Raw genomic sequence first — 18,390 nt, 5'->3', positions numbered from 1 at the left:
AGCGCGCTGATGCAACGGCCTCTATCGCCCTATCGCCGTTCACTTGGGTCACTGCAAAAAAGATAACGGCGTGGACAGACTGTTGTTCCCGATATCAGCCATGACGCGATTGCGCCCGGCGTGCTTGGCCCGATAAAGCGCTGCATCCGCTTCCATGTAAAGCCGCTGCAAGCCGTAGCCGGACGTATCGGTGCAGGCCAGGCCAAAGCTGGCGGAGAACGATACGACCGTACCGTCTCTATCCACTTCGGTAGCACCAATGGCCGTCCGAATGCGATCGGCGATAGCCATGCCCTGGTCGCGAGAGCAGTCGAGCAGCAGGATGCCGAACTCCTCGCCGCCCAGCCGTCCGAACAAGTCGACCGGGCGCAATTGCTGTTGGCAGATGGCAACGGTGCGTCTCAGCACGGCGTCGCCCATCGCATGCCCGTGGGTGTCGTTGACCTGCTTGAAATGATCCAGGTCGAGAGAGATCAGGCAGGCAGAGCCAAGTTTTCTCTCCAGCAGGTGCAGCGCGCGTTCGGCCTCACTGACAAAATGCTGGTGGTTGAAAATGCCGGTAAGACCGTCGTGGTTGGACAGCTTCTTGAAACGAAGTTGCGAGCGCTTGAGCCGGAACAGCCAGAAGGTGACGGATACCAGTACCAAGAGCAACAACAGGATATAGAGCCGGCTGTTCTCGACCGCCTTGGTGTCAAGTGTCTGTTGCAAGCGCAGGATGTCGTTCTGCTTGCTTAGCCCTTCCGTTTCGAGCTGTTGGACAAGCATGCGTTGCTGGGCCAATTCATAGGCCTGCGTCCTGGCACTGATGTCATTCAGATTGCCCTTGTCCTGGGCGACATAGTGCTCGTAGTTCGACAGTGCGGCGGCAGTGTTGCCCTGCTCTTTCTCGACCTTGTAGAGCACCTCGTAGGCATCCCGCAGCCACTCGCTGATGTCGCCCGGGTTGGCCATGGCCACGGCAGCAAGCGCAGCCTTTTTGGCCTCACTGGCGTTGCCCAGTTTCTCGTAGGCCTGTGCCCGCATGACCTGTCCCGACAACTTGTGCGGGTAGTAATGGTTGGTACGGATGCTGGAATCGATCCGGTCAAGCAGGGCTATAGCTTTGCGCGGTTGATCTTCATCCACGTAGAGACTGCCCAGGACGAGCCACATGGTGTTGGAGACGACCGGTTGCCGGGCGGCTATGCAGGTATCGATGGCCCGTTGCAGTTCCGGGCTGGACGAGCTCAGGCGTTTGCCGTTGTAGAGCGCAGCGGTTTGCAGGGAAAGGGGATAGCACAGGCTCTCCCCAGCAGCGGTCGCGCTGTCCAGCATGCCTGCGTACTTGATGGCCAAATCGGTTTGGCCGGCCAAATTCAGCATCTGCGACAGATTCATCAGGACCATGAAGCGGGCTAGTGGGTCCTTGACCTGGGGCAGGTCGGTGGTCAGCCGGTTCGCCAGCGCGAACGCCTCCTCGTAGCGTCGATTGATGCCCAGGTTGCTCAAGAGCAACGCCGATGCCTTGGCGGCCAGGGTCACGTCACCGGAGTGATCGATTACATCGTGAAATTGGGTTTCGGACTTGGCGGAATCACCCTCGAACATGGTCTCCCATGCATCGAGATAGCGCAGATACCATTGTTCAGTCGCCGTCAGGCTGCCTGTTTCAGCGTGGATCTGCGCCAACATCTGGACGAACTGCGGGTGATCTTTCGTGCGCAGGCTCTCGGCCCGGTGGAGAAATTCGGTTCGATCCGTCAGGGGCGTCGTGGCATGGACGGTCGGCAAAAGCGTGCAGCAAGCCATGCCCAGGAGTACTGGGCATGACCAGAACCGGCTCGGTGGCCGAGGCATGTTGATGTCGTCTGTCGCTGGGGCGACGACTAGCCGAGATCGGGAACCGGGGGTTGATGCGGCTCATCGCCGTCATCTTCATCCGGCTCGTCGTCCTCGTGACCGGGCGACTGGGAAATCTGCGGCGCATGCATGGGCTTGTGCCCAAACTCCTCGAATAGCCGAGAAGGTTCACCGGACGCCACCGACGCCGCGAGTGCCTCCGACGCCTGCGCCTGTTCGAGCATGTGGGTCAGGTCCTCGGTCGAGGCGTAACGCAGCGAGGCGTCTCGGCCGATGGCCTCCAGCAATTCAATCGTGTCTGACATGTGTTCCCCCTGTTTCCCGCGATCGTCGTGCAACCGCTTGATGGTTCTAGCACGACGGCGCCGCGCGGTCATCACCTTCATAGAGCAGGATGTCGGCCGTCATCGGCACTTACTTGATGGCGCAGGGCGTGATCGGGGCCTGTTATTCCCAACACGGGCGATGCTGAAGGATCGCGCCGCCATCGGGTTCCCCTCAAGCCAGGGCGCCCGCTTGGTATAGCTTGTCCAATGCCTCCAATCGCTCTTGCATGACGAGGTTCCGCTTCAAGGCTTCGGCTGGCGGCAACACCACGGTTTCCTCGGCCGTCATCCGGGCATGGGGCAGATCGCGCAGGGCCAGGCGCTGGATGCGCGGCTTCTCGATCGGCAGCGTTGCCCCGCGGTAGATGATCACCTCATGGTCAAGCGGGTAATCGCGGCTCAGCAGGTCCACCAGCACCTGCCGGTACGCCGGCCCGGTCTGGAAGCGCGCCAGCGATCGATCGCCGACCAGCCCGACCTGCCATAGCACCAGATATCCCGTGGGGTCGATGCGCCGCTCATAGAAAAGCAGCTGGCTGGCCTCGAAGTGCTGGCAGCCGAAGTGGCCGGGGTCGATGCCCAGGTCGGCGTAGAGACAGTCCTCGGCGGAAATGCCTGGCTCCATATGCGCAGCGAATCCCTCGGCCCGGGCGACCTCAATGACCTTGTGCGGCGACCACGCGAAGATGCCGGGGTGGCCGTAGAACACGCCGCAAACGCGTTTGCCGGCACGCACCTCGGTCATCATCAGCTCGACCCATTGCCGGTAGGTCTTCATCCGCGACTTGCCCTCGCGGTAGTAGGACTGCAGGCTGCGCACATCGGGATGCATGCGTTGCAGCCACATCTCTACGAGGCTATCGGAGAGCCCCGCGAAGACCACGTCCGCCTGCTCGATATGGCTGCGTGCCAGCGGCGTCAGATGGGAGCCAAGGGTCATGCCGATGCCGACGCAGGCCAGGCTGCCGGCGCGCGCGTTGGTCGGAGGAAGCAGGGTGGGTGTGTTCATCCCTTGATCATAGGGCAACACCCGGGGCCGGCAACGGCGATGCCGGTACGCAAGCAAGCTTCGCCACGTCGCAGGAAAGACGGTGCCTCAGGACCCGGTTCCACTCCTTAGCGCTCGCTGCTGCTTACCCGCTCCAGGATCCGACGAAGATGGGCGAGGTCGGTCTTGGAAAGTTGCTGTACGGCTGGCGGCGCGTCGTCGCGCACGGTGCGGCGCGCCGATTCGATCAGTCGCCGCCCCGCTGGCGTAAGCGACACCAGTTTCGCGCGCCGATTGTCCGGGTGGGGATGGCGCTCAACCAGGCCACGATCCTCAAGATCGTTGACGGCGACGGTGGTGGCGGGCGCATCACTGCTGCTCACCGCCAGCTGCGTCAAGGTCTTCGGCTCATCGACCAGCCGCCACAGGATGCGCACACGACTGAACGGAAGGGCGGTGGCTTCGCTGACCTTTCGGCGCCATTCGCCACGGGTCTCCCACACCAGGTCGACCAGCATCTGCCAGATGCGATCGGCCTCGCTGCCGCTGTTGGCGCGGCCAGTCATGCCGTCGCTCCAGCAGCTGATTCCTCCAGCAAGTGCGCAGCATGGCGGGTGGTGTCACGCGCCCAGCCCGTGTTGGACAACCACGCCAGCAGCAATACGACAACGCCCCCGCCGGTGATCAACCACCAGAACGGATGCGTGGCCTCGGCGAAGCCGTCATGCACATGCGCGCCCAGGATGGTGCCCGCAAGCGCCACGCCGAGCGAGGCGCCGATCTGCCGGCTGGTGGAGGCGATCGCCGCGGCGACACCCGCCTGCGCCTTGGGCATGCCGGACACGGCCGTATTGGTAATGGGCGCGTTCACCATGCCGAAACCCACGCCAAAGATCACATACGTCAGCATCAACAACGGCAGCGGAGTCGTAGCCGTCAGCTGGGTCATCATCAGCGCGCTGACCACGGTGGCTGCGCCGGAAGCCAGCAGGGACGGGCGTGTGCCGTAGATGCCGACCAGACGCCCTGAAAGCGGCGAGCAAAGCATCGTGGCCAGCGCGAGCGGCAACGTGCACAAACCCGTATGGAAGGCTGACAGACCGCGCACTTCCTGCAAGTACAGCGCATTGAGGAACAGGAAGCCGGAGAACGCCGAGAAGCTGCATACGGCAATCAAGGTCGCGCTGCTGAAAGGTGCACTGCGAAAGAACCGCACATCGATCAGCGGTTCGTGACGCCGCGGTTCGTAGATAAGCAAGGCGATCAGCGCGAGCGCGGCAGCGGCGAACAGGCCGATGATCGTCGTCGAGCTCCAACCGGCATGGGGACCTTCGATCACCGCATAAGTCACCGCGGCCAGGATCACGAATACCAACAGTTGCCCGAGCGGATCGACGCGCCGCGGATGCCGTGCCTTGGACTCTGGAATGTAACGGGCGGCCAGCAGCATGGCCGCAGCACCCACCGGCAAATTCACCCAGAAGATCGAGCGCCAGCCGATGCTTTCGGTAAGCGCGCCGCCGATCACCGGGCCCAGCGCCATCGATACCCCAGCAACCGCACCCCAGATGCCGATGGCGCGTGCGCGCGCTTTTGGTTCGTGGAAGGTATTGGCAATGATCGACATGGCGACCGGATTGAGCATGGTCGCCCCCAGCGCCTGCAGAATGCGAAATGCCACCAGGCCCTGGATGCCCGGGGCCACGCTGCACAGCAGCGAGCCCAGCATGAACAGCGCCATGCCGGACTGGAACACGCGGCGACGCCCGAAGCGGTCGGCCATCGACCCGGCCAGCATCAGCAGGCTCGCCACCACCATGGTGTAGGCATCGATCACCCACTGCAGTCCTGAGATCGACGCGCCCAGATCGTGACGAATCGAGGGCAGCGCGACGTTGACGATGGTGGCGTCCATCGCAACCATCAGCAGGCTAAGGCAGCAAATACCGAGAATAAGGTTGGGATGGGTCTCAGCCCGTCTCTTATCGATAACAGTTGTATTCATACAACTATTGTCAATTGGTAACTATCCCGCGTCAATTGACGGCTGCCAATGCATGGGGCTCGGGATCGTTGCCTAGGGGCACATAGCCCTGGCCATGGCCGTCTTATTTTGCGCAGCGCGAGGAACGCATCAGAGCGCGTCGTCGATCCATATCGTGTTCACGGCCCCGGCCGTTTCCCAAACACTCGCCAGTCATCGCGGTGTTTGGCGCATTCACCCTGCAAGTGCAACGTCGTAGGGACTCGTGCAGGGCCATTCGGTAACGAGTGCAGCGATCGCCGCACACAACATTGCAGCGAGCCCCTACAAATCCCACCTTGCGCATTTGCTACTTTCGCCCCGTCACCCACGCCGTCCTTGCTGGGCTACGTCGGTGACCATTGCAGTGATGCAGTGAAGTAGCGCGGATCGCATGGGAGGCAACCCATACGACCCGCTGACCATCACCAACTACTGAGGAGTTGATCATGGCTGCAACAGATCATACGGCACTCGCTCGCCCGCCGAATCCCCCTGGCGGCATATCCACCCGAACGCTCGGTCGTCCGCGTCGTTCTGCGGACACGGCCGGGAAATCGCGGCAACAGGTTGCGCTGAAGTTGGCGTCCATCCAGGAGGCGATGAACGAAATCACCGCCTTGGTCGTCGAGAGCGAAGTGGCTCGCAAGGCTCATGCCCGTGGAAATTCCATGCGGCCTGGCCAGTGGCCGCTTGCGCAGGGTTGCGCGGAGAACCTGATTGCTGCGATCCGGCTTCTCGGCCAATACGCCGAGCTGCTCAGGCGTGAGCCATAGGTGGAACCCCAGAGTCCGATGATCGCTCCGCGGCGTACCGCGTTATGAGCACGGCGCGCCGCACTTGGGCGAAAGTCTTCTGGGGTTCCACACATACGAATGCATTGAATGACGTTGACACCGAGTCGCTGACCTTAGGCGAAGCAGTCAGCGAGGTTTCGGCACGCGGTGCACTCCTCACCCTAGACATCCGTTTTGAACGATTGAGACCAGTGCAACCGGAGCGCAGAATCACGAAGCTGGGAATGTCCGCTTCCGAGGGCGCAAGCATCGAAGCCCACACCGATTGGCCTCGTATGCCAGCCAAGTTTGCAGCGCGTGGCCCGTGCGGGGTCATTCCTCAGATATGCCAGAAGCCGATCAAACATAAGGTCGTCCTTTGGCCTTTTGATCAATCATCCGAAATGGCCAGCTACCCATTGCCCTTGCAGCTGCGCGGCATCCGCCGATCTGCACGAGCCGTCACTGCTTCAAATGCGAGAATGCCTCGCGCATCGGCGTCACCGACACTCGGACGATGCCGGTGAGCGGAGTATTCATCTCCAGAATCACGAAGATGGCGCCCGACGCAGACAACGCGCACAACAGGAAAAAGAACATCACCGTGCTGTTGCGGGGGGCGAGCAAGCCGAAGGTGCCGAAGATCACGCACAGCCACGAAACCAGCGCTATCAGCAGGCTCAGCGGAATGGTGCCGCTGTTTTGTATAAAGGCCAGCCAGCGCTCAGCGAATACTTCGTCGGAAATTTCCAGTGCGTGCTGCTGCAGCTGCCGCTGGTTCGCGCTGGTTGGCGTCAGTTCCGCCAGCCGGCGGTGAAAATCGCTGCCTACGTTGCGCACCTGTGGACTGTCCATCGCCTCAAGCGTGATCGGATTGCCGGAGGCAACCATGTCGATCCAGACGCCGTAGTTGAGCATGAGCTCCTGGCGCAGTGGCTGCACCTCGGGCCCGTATTGCGCCAACGTGCGATCCAGGCGAATGATGTCGACCGCGTTGCGCTTTACTTCGCCACTGACCGTGTCGAAGGAGCTCTTGGCGGAGGATATCAACAGGCTCAGCACCAGCGCGACGATCGTGGCGATAAGACCGGTGACAAGTTTGATCGCGGTGGCCGACTCTTCATCGAGGTGGCGATCGGGCAGGCGGGTGCGCACATGCATGCCAATCAGCGCACAGCTGCACACGCTGATGAAGATGAACAGGAAGATCAGCAGATGCTGTGCCATGCACACCCTCCCCAGCGGACCCAGCGCGGATCCCTCGGCAGCGCAAAGCCGGGGTGCGTCCCCGGCCTTGCGCAAACATTGCCACTACGGAGCGTCCGCGTCGAGTGGCTACTCCTGGGACGTCCCGCTACTTGATGGCCGGGCGTTTCCGGCACCGTGATAAGGTCTGCTTCCGACCCATAGCTGACCTTAGATGCAGTGCTCATTGGCATGAATCCCATCCGGCGATTGCGTGCGAGGTGGGCCTTCTGTGCGCTTCGCATGGCGCAGGCACGCAATGATGCCGGTGTTAGTGGGTAGTGACCGTGGCTTTGTGTGAGCAGTTCGTTGGTATCTGGCGGCTACTGCTGCTCTCGAAATAGAACCGTAACCGGTTGCCCTGCAAGGTCGACGACGGCGCTGAATTCCGCGGGCTTCGACTTGTCCCGTTTTGGGAGAGAAAACTTCACATCGCCCGCCAGCGATTGGCTGGGGTCAATGGTATTTGCCTTGAGCGCCCTGTCCTCAAGGCTCTTGTGCGCATAGTCGATGTTCGCCTGCTGCTGTTGAGCTATGGCCTGGTTCTGGGCGTTGGCATTTTCTTTTGCCATTTCTGCCGCAGTCGCGTTGTAATTGCTGCCGTAGTAGGTGCCAGTGGAGTTGGCAGTGGCGCGGACGGTACCTGCGGGCCCATAAGCCGATGCGGTTGCGGTCCCACTGTAGGTGCCATAGCTACTCTCGTGCCCCGCATTGTTGGCATTCATGTTGTTCGCAGCCATTGCAAAGGCGGCGCCGATGCCCGACCAGCGTTCTTGCTTTTTGAGCTCTGCTATTCGATCCCTGTATGACATGACGGGGAGGGGCGCCCCATTGGAGCTTGCCGTGATGGATGTTTCAGTAAAGTTGAAAGATGCCTGGCTCAGATTCGTCACGCCGACAAATAGGAGTGCCGATTTTGAGTCGTTGGGGACGTACGCAATCTGCAGCGCCGCGCTGCTCGTCTGGGTAGCAAGGTAGGCAGCGCCATTGGCATACCTCACCTGTTGCCCCTCTGTCGGGACGGGAACAAAGATCCGCTCGGTGGCGTGTGCCGAGATGGCCACGAGACAAGAAACCAGGATGCTGTACACGCGCATTTTCATGCCCTCCACGCCTCTCTTGCAGGCGGTTTTGTATGGACATGATGCGGTCACGTCTTCCCAAATTCTGTTCCCTACCTTACAAATGCGGGCTCTGCGTCGTCGAACGTAACTACAACCACGTTCTTGGCTGATCGGTTTTCGGCTACTCGCGCGATGGCGGGTTGTTTCCAAGTCGCAATTCGCAACAGAGTGAGCCGGGTCGTTGCGGTGTCGGTTACCGCACAGTGAGGTCCGCTTCCGACCCAAGCCGGACACTGCACCTTGCCGCCGCGGCTGCCTGTCAGCGTAGGTGTGCCCCCCCGTGTTCCATGGTCTGGGGCGCCCCTTCGAATGGCAGCAGACTTTGATTCCAGGACCGCCATGCGGCCTCGCAGGCAACGTGGGAACGGGTGCTTGCAGCAGGGCGTAGGGCTGCATGCAACGCCCTTATGCAGCGGGATTAATGCGACAGCCAAGCCCTCCGTCATGCAAGAAGTTGCGCCGATGACACGGGTCATCTCGCCCGCTAGCACCCGGCGAGAGCGCCAGGAACCCGCCTCGGATTGGCGGATAGACCCGGATGAACGTGGTTGCGATGGCCTGCTTCAGGCGGGCCCAACCTTCCTGCTTGGCCATACCCCCCATCAGGGTGGGGGCGGCGAGGTCTCTAGTTGAGAAGCATCGACCTCCCGGGAAGCCGCGCTTCGACGCAAAGAGTACTGAGATGGTTATATGGCACCGATTGCGCAATTGGCTGAACAACACACCGATTACCGATCCGATCGATCAGCACTACGCGTCATTCATGCAGCTTTTGTTCGCCACTATCGGCGTCATCGCGCCAGCGCTCAAAATGGCGGTTTACGTCGCGAGGTTACTCGGTGCTCCCATGCACCGGGAACCAAGTATCGATCTGATTCTCGATCTGGGCACGGATGCGTTTACAACCGCAGCCGCATGGACTGGCCTCTTCCTGACAAGGCGTGGACATCTTCGCCAAGCTGTCCTGCTATTGCTGAGCGCCCTCCTTTTCTCATTCGCGGCCGGCGAAATGTCCCCTGGGGTCGAGCAGCCTGCGGGCGATCCAACCCCCTGGCTCGTGCTCGCATTAGCTGGGCAAATCCTTGGCCGACGAGCGTTGTGGATGACCTATCTGGCGCTGCTGGTGTGTATGACCCTGGGTGCACTTTGGACTGCCTTCGCCATTCACGCGCCGAGCCTTGTGCCCCTCGCAACGGTGCGGGTGATGAGGGCCATGATTTTTCTGCTCATCGCCGTCATCGTGGACCAGACCATGGCACCCCTCCGCGCAGCCTTGACCGAATCCCAATCGCGAGGGCGAGAACTGGAAAAGCTCAATGCCAACCTGGCGCAAGAGATCGTCATGCGCGAGAAGGCGCAGGATCATCTCATTCATGCCCAGAAGCTCGAGGCCGTGGGCCGCATCGCCACGGGCGTGGCGCACGACTTCGATAACGTACTGAACGTGGTGCTTGGCTATGCCGCGCATCGTGATCGCCTTGCCGATCGCGGCATGCCTGCATTGATCGGGGCGATGGAGGACATCGAGCTCCAGGCGCGGCGCGCGCTCTCCATCAGTCGCAAATTGCTCAACTTCGCGCGCAAGGACGTCGTCCGATCCGAAACCTTTGATGCCGCGATGGCGGTGCATGAATTGCAGCCGATGCTGCGCCAGTTCTTCGCCGCAAACACGAGCCTTCGGCTGGAAGCTCCGAGAGCCGGCCTTCATATCAGGATGGATCGAGGCCAGTTTGAATTGATGCTGCTTAACCTGGCTGCAAACGCCGCGGATGCCATGCCACAGGGAGGTGAATTCCGGATCAGGCTGGCTGAGGATGCAGGTGAGAAGATGCTGACGCTTGCAGTGCAGGATACCGGCGGCGGCATGAGCGAAGAGGTCCGCCAGCGCGCTTTCGAGCCCTTCTACACGACCAAGCCATGGGGTTATGGCACAGGTCTTGGACTTGCCGCGGTATTCGACATCGTCACCGATGCCCGTGGCAGCGTGAAGATCGACAGCAACCTCGGCGAGGGCACCATGTTCCAGCTGCGACTGCCTTTGCAGGAGTTAATCCGCACCGTTCAGGGTGCACGCGCATGAGACGTCCTACCAACGCTTCGTCGCCGCCTCATAGCCCCTCAGAGCGGGCTGCGTGGGTAAAACCTCCTATTGTCAGCCCGACGTCGGATGTCATAGGTTGCCCGACTTGGTTGGCGACCACCGTATCCGAAGAAATGAAGATGTCCGGTCCGAAGCAACATGACAAGCCTGCGGCGCCAGCCGCCCTCCGCGTTGCGATCGTGGAGGACGAAGAGCGCTTTCGCGAAGCGGTACTCGTCCCGGCGCTCTGCGATTTCGGCTTCGACGCCATGGGCGTCGGTTCCGCTGGCGCGCTCTACAAGAGCATGCTTTCGCACCAGTTCGACATCATCGTTTTGGACATCGGCCTGCCCGACGATAGCGGACTCAATATCGTCCGGCACCTTCGCCAACTCAATGCGAAGATCGGCTTGATCATGCTCACGGCCAGTGTCGCGCGCCAGGATCAGATTCAGGCGCTTTCGGAAGGCGCGGACATGTATTTGCCCAAGCCAATTGATGTCGACGTGCTTGCACTGACCCTACGCAGCCTCGCCCGTCGCCTCTCCGCCGCGAACGAGGCGGCTCCTCCTGCGTCGAGCGACTGGCGTCTGGACCCCACCGGCTGGTGTCTCCTGGCTCCGAACGGGACGATTTTTGCACTGACGTCATCAGAGCGTTCCATCGTGAACGCGTTGATTGATGCCGATGGATCACCGGTGACGCGGGAGGCGCTCATCGAGGCGTTGGGCGAAGATCCTCTCGTATTCGATCATCATCGACTCGACATGCTCGTCTATCGCCTGCGCCGCAAACTCAGTGATAGCGACTGCGGGCAAAACCCGCTGCTTACGTCACGTGGAGCGGGATACCTGTTCGTCAAGCGACCGTAGTGGTCGGGCGAGCGGCACTCGCCTCACTCTATCTGTTGCGATGGCTCCAGAACGGGTCGGGCGAAACTCTGGACAACCTGTCGGAAAGTCGAACGGCCCGCACCTCCCGTTTTGTGAAGTCGCGATGGCCATGGGCCAGCCCCATAGCTGCAGGCAGCGATCTCGACCAGCCGCTATCGGCCAGATAGCAGGCAGCGGCGAGGCTGACTGCGTGGCGCCGAGCGAGTTGCGTAGCCCACCCAAGACAACTTCCCGTGGTGACGCCGGGCGACACCCCATGCCCCGAGCCAGGGCTGTCGGCTGACACCCCATCCAGGCTATCCCTCGTCCCGCTGTCGTGCGTGAGAGACCCTGTTTCGAACGCTGATTCGGGAAGAAACGACGATCCAAGTCGCTGTGCGCGTACCTCACCATTGTTGGTTAGGTAACGCGAAGTTGTGTGGATGACAACCATCGCCCTTGAGCAGATTGTTGCATCGGGGAGGGTCGCCGCACACCGGCGGTTCACAAACGAAGTCAACAACGGCGAGCGGTTTTCGGCCGGCACTCACGAGGGCGTGGGTAAGGGGGCGCACCGGGGGGTGTCGCGTCAGCCACGATCTCGTCAGCCATCAGCGCGTCCTGTCGCTTCGCCAGATGTCGCCCTTCGCGCTTTGTGTACGCGCCTGCAGGCGCATGTCAGAAACGAGGTTTCCGCCCGTCACGCGGCGCGGAGGCCTGCCATATCTTTTCCGGGGAGTCGAAGATGTTTAGCCGTATTCAAGAGCTGAAATTCTGTAACAAGGCACTGCTGCCCATGGCCCTGGCCTTGGCGCTGAGCCCGATGAGTGGCCACGCCGCCGCAGCGTGGGCGCCTACCACGACGCATGCCGCCTTGCTGAAAGACCAGTCGACTTCGGTCACCGGCATGAGTGCCGGCGCTCCGGCCACCACCTACCGGATCAACGCGCACGGCAAACCCGCCGTGAAGGCGCAGGTCTCGGCGCTGGACAGCACCAAGGTGCTGCATGTGGCCGTGAGCCTCAACCTGCATAACGTCGACCAGCTGCAGGCCTTCAACAAGAGCGTGAACACGCCGGGCAGCGCCAACTACCATCATTTCCTCACCCCGGGCCAGTTCAAGGCGGCCTACTCGCCGACCGACGCAGAAGTGCAGTCTGTCGTGAGGCACCTGCAACAGTCGGGCTTCACCAACATCGAGGTGTCGCCGAACAACACGCTGGTATTCGCGGACGGCAATGCCGCTACCGTAAGCACGGCGTTCAATGCGTCGATGAAGTCGTACACCGAGAACGGCAAGCTGCGCTTCGCCAATGACAGCGACGCGATGGTGCCGCAGGCGTTGAGCGGCATTGTCGGTTCGGTGACCGGCCTGCAGAACGTCAGCGTGAGGCATCCGATGAACCACCTCGGCGCGCAGGTTTCTCCGGCGGCCGACACGGGCAAGCAGACGGGCTCGCAGACCAGCCCGACCAATGTGATGCACTCGCCCACGCAGTTTCCGCTGATCTATGACGGCCAGAACACGCCGACCGCATACAACACCACGGTGGGCATCATCACCTGGGGCGACCTGACGCAGACGCAGGCTGACCTGAATACGATGACGACGGTGAATGGCATGAATCCCGTCAACGTGAAGGTCGTGCCGGTGACCCTCTCGGGCGAGACGGACTTCTCCGATGACCCCGGCGGTGACGTCGAGTGGTGTCTGGATTCGCAGACCATCGTCGGCACGTCCGGCGGCGTCAAGCAGCTGGTGTTCTACACGGCGGCCAACGGCAAGTACGGGGCTCAGGACGAGGAGCTGACCGACGCCGGCATCAGCGCCGCTTTCAACAAGGCGGTCACCGATAACATCGCCAAGATCATCAACGTCTCGCTGGGCGGAGACGAGACGGCACAAAACCAAACGGGCACCCAGGCCGCGGATGACAAGATCTTTGCCCAGGCCGTGGCGCAGGGGCAGACTTTCTCGGTCTCGTCCGGTGACCAGGGCGTGTACACCGCGACCGGTGGCGATTTCGAAAGCAACGCAGGCGTGGTACTGCCGGCACCGTTTAGCCTCAGCACCTATTCGTCGAGCGAGCCGGCGACGTCGCCCAACGTGATCGCCGTGGGTGGCACGGAGCTGACCACCAATGGCGTCGCCTGGGCGGGCGAAGTTACCTGGAATGACGGCATTGCCGATGCCGGCGACGGCAACAATCGCATCTGGGCCACGGGTGGTGGCTACAGCGCGTTCGAAGCAGCACCTGCATGGCAGGTCACGACGCTGAATGCGACCGCCCGCCAGCTACCGGACATCGCATTTGACGCATCGTCGTTTACCGGCGCCATCATCTATGTCGGCGGCCAGAAGAATGGCGTTGGCGGCACCAGCCTCGCTTCGCCGATCTTCGTCGGCGTGTTTGCGCGCGCGCAGACCTACGCCAACAACTCGATCGGCTTCCCGGCCAGCAATATGTACCGGGATTTCCCGAACAACCCGCAGGTGCTGCATGACGTGACCTCGGGTAACAACGGCGTGACTCTTGCCGGCACCACCTACGGCTACAACGCCGCACCGGGCTGGGACTTGACCACGGGCTTTGGCTCGCTCGACATCAACGCCTTCAACCAGCTGGCCTATACCTGGGGCGACGGCACCCCGCCGACAGGCACTCCGCCGCCGCCGGTGGTCACAACGCTGGCCAACAACGTCGCGGTCACCACGCAGGGCAACCCCGGTCTGGCTCAGCAGTTCACGCTGAACGTGCCGGCCGGCAAAGCCACCCTGACCTTCCGCACGTCGGGAGGCACCGGTGACGTCACGCTGAATGTGACCGGCCCCACCGGCTCGTGGGTGTCCGCGCATCCGAACACCAATACCGAAGCGGTGACGATTCGCATGCCGGCAGCAGGCACTTACAACGTGACGGTCTCGGGCGGAAACCAGATCTTCAGCGGCGTCAGCGTGCTGGGCAGCTACCAGTAAGCGGTCGGGCACCTGCCTGAACTGCCAGGAGTCCGGCCACGTCCGGGCTTCTGGCAGGTGGATCTCCCTTGCGACTTGGGTGGCTTCTGGAAGCCGCCTCGGGACGTCTTGTCCCCAAGTCAGGGAGGTCGCTGACTTCTCATCTCATTTCTTTTGGACGTCAAGACGTCCGATAACCGTTGCATGACGCGTTCCGCCTCCGATTGACGGCGACCAAGGCCATGCACACGGAACCAACATTCCGGGGAATTCCATGAACAAGATTCACAGCAAGATCTGGAGCAAGTCGCTGGGCTCCACCGTGGTTGCCAGCGAGTTGGCCAAGGCCAACGGCAAGGGCGGCCGCGCGAAGTGCGTGCGATCCGGCGTGGCGGCGCTGTCGCTGGCCATCGGCATGGCGCTTTCGGGCACGTCCGCGATGGCCGCCGATACTTCGCAACAAGTGCAGCCGCTAACCTCCTCGCCTGATCCCACCACGCCCGGGGCCATTTATTTCTCGGCCGACGGCGCCGCTGACGGCAGCGACAACGCACTGTCACTCGGCACCAACAGTGTCGCCGGTGGTGCGCTGAGCACCGCGATGGGCACCGAAAGCACAGCCCTGGGCTACAACAGCTTCGCCGTGGACGACTACAGCACCGCGGTGGGCGGCAACTCGATGGCGGCGGGCGTTGGCTCAGCGGCCTTCGGCCATAGCGCCTACACCGGCGCCGACTACGCGACCGCGATCGGCTACGGTGCGGGCGCTACGAACTGGAACGCCATCGCTCTCGGCGCCAACGCACAGGCTACGGGCCGAAGCGCCGTGGCGCTGGGTGGGGTCGCGGTGGACGCGAACAATAACCCGGACGTTTACGACGCATCCGGCAACCCGCAGGCGGCGGCCGCCTCGGGTGATCTCGCCACGGCCATCGGTCCGAGTGCGGTGGCTTCGGGCCATGGCTCTATCGCCCTTGGCGTTTCCACCCAGGCGAGTGGTACGAATGCCGTGGCCATCGGCAATTCCTCCACGGCCACCGGCGATTACGGCATGGCCTTGGGGGTTGCCTCGTTGGCGCAGGGCGTCGCCAGCGTCGCCAACGGCTACGGGGCCGTTGCTACGGGCGATGTGTCCGTGGCTATCGGCTATGCCGCGTCCTCCGCCGGTACGAGTTCGGTTGCCATCGGCTATACCTCGTCCGCCGCCGGTGGGAGTTCGGTTGCTATCGGTGACACCGCGTCTGTCAGCGGTGGGCAATCGATTAGTATCGGCTACTCATCGTCTGCCGTGGGCAACCAGGCAACGGCGATCGGTACCTATGCCTTCACTCCCAATGCGGGCGCCACCGCGGTCGGTTACAACGCCGTAGCCGCTGCAAACATGGCGGTCGCCGTTGGTTTCCAGGCAGTGAGCACTGGTAGATATGGTCTCGCGGTAGGCACGGCGTCCAGCGTATCCGGCAATTACTCCATGGCCGTCGGTTACGACGCACTAGCCACTGGCCAACAAGTAGTCGCTGTAGGTGGCTGGTCGCAGAACGGCGTGTACGTGGATTCAGCGGGGAACGACCACGGCTACAACTACGGTACGGCGATTGGTTACGGTGCTGCTGTAACGAATAACGCTACGGCGCTGGGCTACAGCGCTGTAGCAGGCAACAATGACGTGGCGCTTGGCTATAACGCCAGCGTCTACAATTACGGTGCCTATGGCAGCAATCCAACCTCCCCGGCCAGCTTAATGCCGAGCAATTCTGTGGCGATTGGCTACTCGGCGAGCGTGGCGACTCCGAGCTCGTCGACCACCCAGGTCACCTCCGCGGTTGCCGTGGGCAACTCCTCGAAAACCTCGGCCAATTATTCGGTCGCGTTGGGCGGCACCGCGCAAGCGCAGACCTTGTCAGGAGCGACATCGCCGAACAGCTACGAGACCGCCTTGGGCTACGGCGCGATCGACTCGGCCAACAATTCGGTCGCGTTGGGTGCCACCGCCAAAGTGACGACGCCGACCGGGGCGACAACGCCCAACACCAACGAGACCGCCTTGGGCTATGGCGCGATCGCCTCGGCCAGCAACGCGGTCGCGCTGGGCGCCAATGCGCGCGCGTCTACCAGCAACACCGTGTCGGTGGGTAATGACGGCACCACGGGTGGCACTGCGTTCACGAGTCGCATCACCAACGTGACCGCCGGCCAGCTCACCGCGACCAGCACCGATGCGGTGAACGGTTCGCAGCTGTATGCGACCAACCAGACCCTCGGCAACGCGGTCATGTACACCGACGGCACGCATACCGGCGTGACCCTGGGCAACGGCACGACGCCCGTGAAGTTGTCCAACGTCGCAGCCGGCACCCAGGCCACTGACGCGGTGAATCTCAGCCAGCTCACCTCGGTGGTCTCCACGGGTATGGCGCAGGTCAGCGCCATGGCAGTGAACTACGACACGGCAGGCATGGACAGCGTCACGATGGGAGGAGCCAACGGCACGATGATCCACAACGTTGCCGCCGGCGTCGCCAACACCGACGCGGTGAACATGAGCCAGCTCAGTGCGTTGAGCACGCTGGAGAATCAGGACGCGCAGGCGATCACCACGCTCAACGGCGAGATGAGCACCGTGCAGGGCACCATCACGAATCTGCAGCAGACCGTTGCCGGCACAGCGATGCCGACGACCATCGCTGTCGACGGCAATGGCGACGCGTCGGTGCAGGCCAACTCGGGTGATGTGGCGATCGGCAACAGTGCCAAGACCGGCGGTGCGATGGGCACCGCTATCGGTGGCAGCAGCTATGCCGCCGGTCCCAATGACACCGCGTTAGGCGGCAACGCCAAGGTGAATGCGGATGGCAGCACGGCCGTCGGTGCCAACACGGTCATCGCCGCGACGGCGACCAATGCCGTGGCCGTCGGTGAAAGCGCATCCGTCACCGCACCCTCGGGTACGGCCATCGGTCAGGGCTCGTCGGTGACGGCCGCCAATGCCGTGGCCCTGGGCCAGGGCTCGGTCGCCAACGTCGCCAACACGGTGTCCGTCGGCTCGGCCACCAACCAGCGCCAGATCACCAATGTCGCCGCTGGCGTGAACGCGACCGATGCGGCCAACGTGGGCCAGGTCAGCAGCCAGGTCAACGCGGCACTGACCACGGCCAAGAACTACACCGACACCAACGCCCAGCAGACGCTGTCGACGGCCAAGGCCTATACCGATAGCGCGCTGGTCAACGCGCAAAGCCAGTTGAACGACAAGTTCCAGCAGGTCGACAAGCGCATCAATGAGGACGGTGCCATGAGTGCCGCGTCGACGCAGATGGCGATCAATGCGGCGGGCGCCACCGGCAACGGCCGCCTTGCGGCCGGTGTGGGCGAACAATCGGGGCGCTCGGCCATCTCGGTGGGCTATGCCGCACCGCTGGGTAGCCGCATGCACGTCAGCGTCGGTGCCACGGCCAGTGGCTCGCAGACGTCCGTGGGTGCCGGCTTCGGCGTGGATCTGTAACTACCTGAATGAGGCGTGTGGCCGGCATGGCGTCTGCTGTGTCGGCCCATTCCGCAAGCAACTCGAAAGAAGGCCGCCAAGCGGCGGGCTTCTTTCTTGCTTCGATAGGTATCGCCCTGGCCAAGCATCTAGTCCGCTGCTTCCTTTTCCTTTGCTCGAAGGCGAAAGCTCAACAGCCGACGAGGTATGACTGGACCGACAGCCTCTGTTGGCAATTCCGCCAATTCCTTGCATCCACCGGCTGAATCCGCAACCCGAAGCGGACGCTTCAAATATTCGACGTTGTTCTTGATGTAATGGGGAAACCCCTGAGGTGTACCAATGATTGCTGCGTATCTTCTTTTGGGGGGATTGGTCTCGACCTTTGCCTGTGTGTTCACGTTCTTGATCGTCTTTGTTGTGCGTGGCGCAAAGTACAGAGAGCAGTCCGAGCCCGATTACGCGCGCCTTACCTTAGGCAATCCCTTGAATGCGCTCTTTATCGAGCGCCTCCTGACCCATGAAGGGCTCAGGTTCCGGAGCTTCTTTTGCTGGTCGCTCGTGGCCATATGGGCCTTTGTCCTTTCCGCCGGCATCGTGACCAGCTTCCCGGGCTAACACCCGCTTTCGACCCAGAGCCGACTCTGCAAAGAGCTGAGGCACGTAGCTGCCAGCGC

13 protein-coding genes are annotated in these 18,390 nt (G+C 62.2%); 6 read left to right on the top strand and 7 right to left on the bottom strand.

From position 1 onward, the window contains the following. Positions 1 to 48: 48 nt before the first annotated feature. The 5 genes from OUZ30_RS19725 to OUZ30_RS19705 form a co-directional block, all read right to left on the bottom strand. Positions 49 to 1,674 carry a sensor domain-containing diguanylate cyclase gene (locus OUZ30_RS19725; protein ID WP_266184173.1) on the bottom strand — a complete coding sequence of 542 codons (1,626 nt, stop codon included), beginning with the start codon at positions 1,672 to 1,674 and terminating at the stop codon, positions 49 to 51. A gap of 194 nt (positions 1,675 to 1,868) precedes the next feature. Continuing rightward, positions 1,869 to 2,147, bottom strand: a complete 279-nt coding sequence (locus tag OUZ30_RS19720) for a hypothetical protein (protein WP_266184172.1) — start codon at positions 2,145 to 2,147, stop codon at positions 1,869 to 1,871. A gap of 193 nt (positions 2,148 to 2,340) precedes the next feature. After that, a complete protein-coding gene (locus tag OUZ30_RS19715) occupies positions 2,341 to 3,177 on the bottom strand; it encodes an SAM-dependent methyltransferase (protein ID WP_266184171.1) in 837 nt (278 codons plus the stop codon). A gap of 107 nt (positions 3,178 to 3,284) precedes the next feature. Then, positions 3,285 to 3,722, bottom strand: a complete 438-nt coding sequence (locus OUZ30_RS19710) for a MarR family winged helix-turn-helix transcriptional regulator (RefSeq protein WP_266184170.1) — start codon at positions 3,720 to 3,722, stop codon at positions 3,285 to 3,287. Further along, entirely contained in the window at positions 3,719 to 5,161 is a 1,443-nt protein-coding gene (locus OUZ30_RS19705; RefSeq protein ID WP_266184168.1) for an MFS transporter, read from the bottom strand. Before OUZ30_RS19705 ends, OUZ30_RS19710 begins: the two co-directional genes overlap by 4 nt. Positions 5,162 to 5,628: 467 nt before the next feature. Between OUZ30_RS19705 and OUZ30_RS19700 the strand changes: the two genes are divergently transcribed. Continuing rightward, the gene (locus OUZ30_RS19700; RefSeq protein ID WP_266184167.1) at positions 5,629 to 5,955 is read left to right on the top strand and encodes a hypothetical protein; all 327 of its coding nucleotides are present in this window, start codon (positions 5,629 to 5,631) and stop codon (positions 5,953 to 5,955) included. Positions 5,956 to 6,417: 462 nt separating this feature from the next. On the opposite strand, the gene OUZ30_RS19695 is transcribed toward OUZ30_RS19700, so the two are convergent. Together OUZ30_RS19695 and OUZ30_RS19690 are read right to left on the bottom strand one after the other, a co-directional pair. Continuing rightward, positions 6,418 to 7,182 carry a bestrophin-like domain gene (locus OUZ30_RS19695; protein WP_266184166.1) on the bottom strand — a complete coding sequence of 255 codons (765 nt, stop codon included), beginning with the start codon at positions 7,180 to 7,182 and terminating at the stop codon, positions 6,418 to 6,420. A gap of 341 nt (positions 7,183 to 7,523) precedes the next feature. Then, entirely contained in the window at positions 7,524 to 8,303 is a 780-nt protein-coding gene (locus OUZ30_RS19690) for a hypothetical protein (protein ID WP_266184165.1), read from the bottom strand. Positions 8,304 to 9,006: 703 nt separating this feature from the next. On the opposite strand from OUZ30_RS19690, the gene OUZ30_RS19685 reads away from it, so the two are divergent. From OUZ30_RS19685 to OUZ30_RS19665, 5 genes are all read left to right on the top strand, one after another. After that, positions 9,007 to 10,404 (top strand): sensor histidine kinase, encoded by a 1,398-nt coding sequence (locus OUZ30_RS19685; RefSeq protein ID WP_266184164.1) that lies wholly within the window; start codon positions 9,007 to 9,009, stop codon positions 10,402 to 10,404. A gap of 140 nt (positions 10,405 to 10,544) precedes the next feature. Then, entirely contained in the window at positions 10,545 to 11,276 is a 732-nt protein-coding gene (locus tag OUZ30_RS19680; RefSeq protein WP_266184163.1) for a response regulator transcription factor, read from the top strand. A gap of 745 nt (positions 11,277 to 12,021) precedes the next feature. Next, positions 12,022 to 14,253, top strand: a complete 2,232-nt coding sequence (locus OUZ30_RS19675; RefSeq protein WP_266184162.1) for a protease pro-enzyme activation domain-containing protein — start codon at positions 12,022 to 12,024, stop codon at positions 14,251 to 14,253. 253 nt (positions 14,254 to 14,506) lie between these two features. Further along, positions 14,507 to 17,734: an ESPR-type extended signal peptide-containing protein gene (locus OUZ30_RS19670; RefSeq protein WP_266184161.1), complete on the top strand. Its 3,228-nt coding sequence runs from the start codon at positions 14,507 to 14,509 to the stop codon at positions 17,732 to 17,734. A 321-nt stretch (positions 17,735 to 18,055) separates the two neighbouring features. After that, positions 18,056 to 18,331, top strand: a complete 276-nt coding sequence (locus tag OUZ30_RS19665) for a hypothetical protein (RefSeq protein WP_266184159.1) — start codon at positions 18,056 to 18,058, stop codon at positions 18,329 to 18,331. Positions 18,332 to 18,390 lie beyond the last annotated feature (59 nt).

This window comes from Dyella humicola, assembly GCF_026283945.1.
Lineage (GTDB): Bacteria > Pseudomonadota > Gammaproteobacteria > Xanthomonadales > Rhodanobacteraceae > Dyella > Dyella humicola.
This window is presented reverse-complemented; position numbering and strand designations above follow the sequence as displayed.

Bases quoted from the DNA above. Each gene is read 5' to 3' on its own strand.
- OUZ30_RS19725 (WP_266184173.1), bottom strand. From the start codon at position 1,674: ATGTTGGCGCAGATCCACGCTGAAACAGGCAGCCTGACGGCGACTGAA.
- OUZ30_RS19720 (WP_266184172.1), bottom strand. From the start codon at position 2,147: ATGTCAGACACGATTGAATTGCTGGAGGCCATCGGCCGAGACGCCTCG.
- OUZ30_RS19715 (WP_266184171.1), bottom strand. From the start codon at position 3,177: ATGAACACACCCACCCTGCTTCCTCCGACCAACGCGCGCGCCGGCAGC.
- OUZ30_RS19710 (WP_266184170.1), bottom strand. From the start codon at position 3,722: ATGACTGGCCGCGCCAACAGCGGCAGCGAGGCCGATCGCATCTGGCAG.
- OUZ30_RS19705 (WP_266184168.1), bottom strand. From the start codon at position 5,161: ATGAATACAACTGTTATCGATAAGAGACGGGCTGAGACCCATCCCAAC.
- OUZ30_RS19700 (WP_266184167.1), top strand. From the start codon at position 5,629: ATGGCTGCAACAGATCATACGGCACTCGCTCGCCCGCCGAATCCCCCT.
- OUZ30_RS19695 (WP_266184166.1), bottom strand. From the start codon at position 7,182: ATGGCACAGCATCTGCTGATCTTCCTGTTCATCTTCATCAGCGTGTGC.
- OUZ30_RS19690 (WP_266184165.1), bottom strand. From the start codon at position 8,303: ATGAAAATGCGCGTGTACAGCATCCTGGTTTCTTGTCTCGTGGCCATC.
- OUZ30_RS19685 (WP_266184164.1), top strand. From the start codon at position 9,007: ATGGTTATATGGCACCGATTGCGCAATTGGCTGAACAACACACCGATT.
- OUZ30_RS19680 (WP_266184163.1), top strand. From the start codon at position 10,545: ATGTCCGGTCCGAAGCAACATGACAAGCCTGCGGCGCCAGCCGCCCTC.
- OUZ30_RS19675 (WP_266184162.1), top strand. From the start codon at position 12,022: ATGTTTAGCCGTATTCAAGAGCTGAAATTCTGTAACAAGGCACTGCTG.
- OUZ30_RS19670 (WP_266184161.1), top strand. From the start codon at position 14,507: ATGAACAAGATTCACAGCAAGATCTGGAGCAAGTCGCTGGGCTCCACC.
- OUZ30_RS19665 (WP_266184159.1), top strand. From the start codon at position 18,056: ATGATTGCTGCGTATCTTCTTTTGGGGGGATTGGTCTCGACCTTTGCC.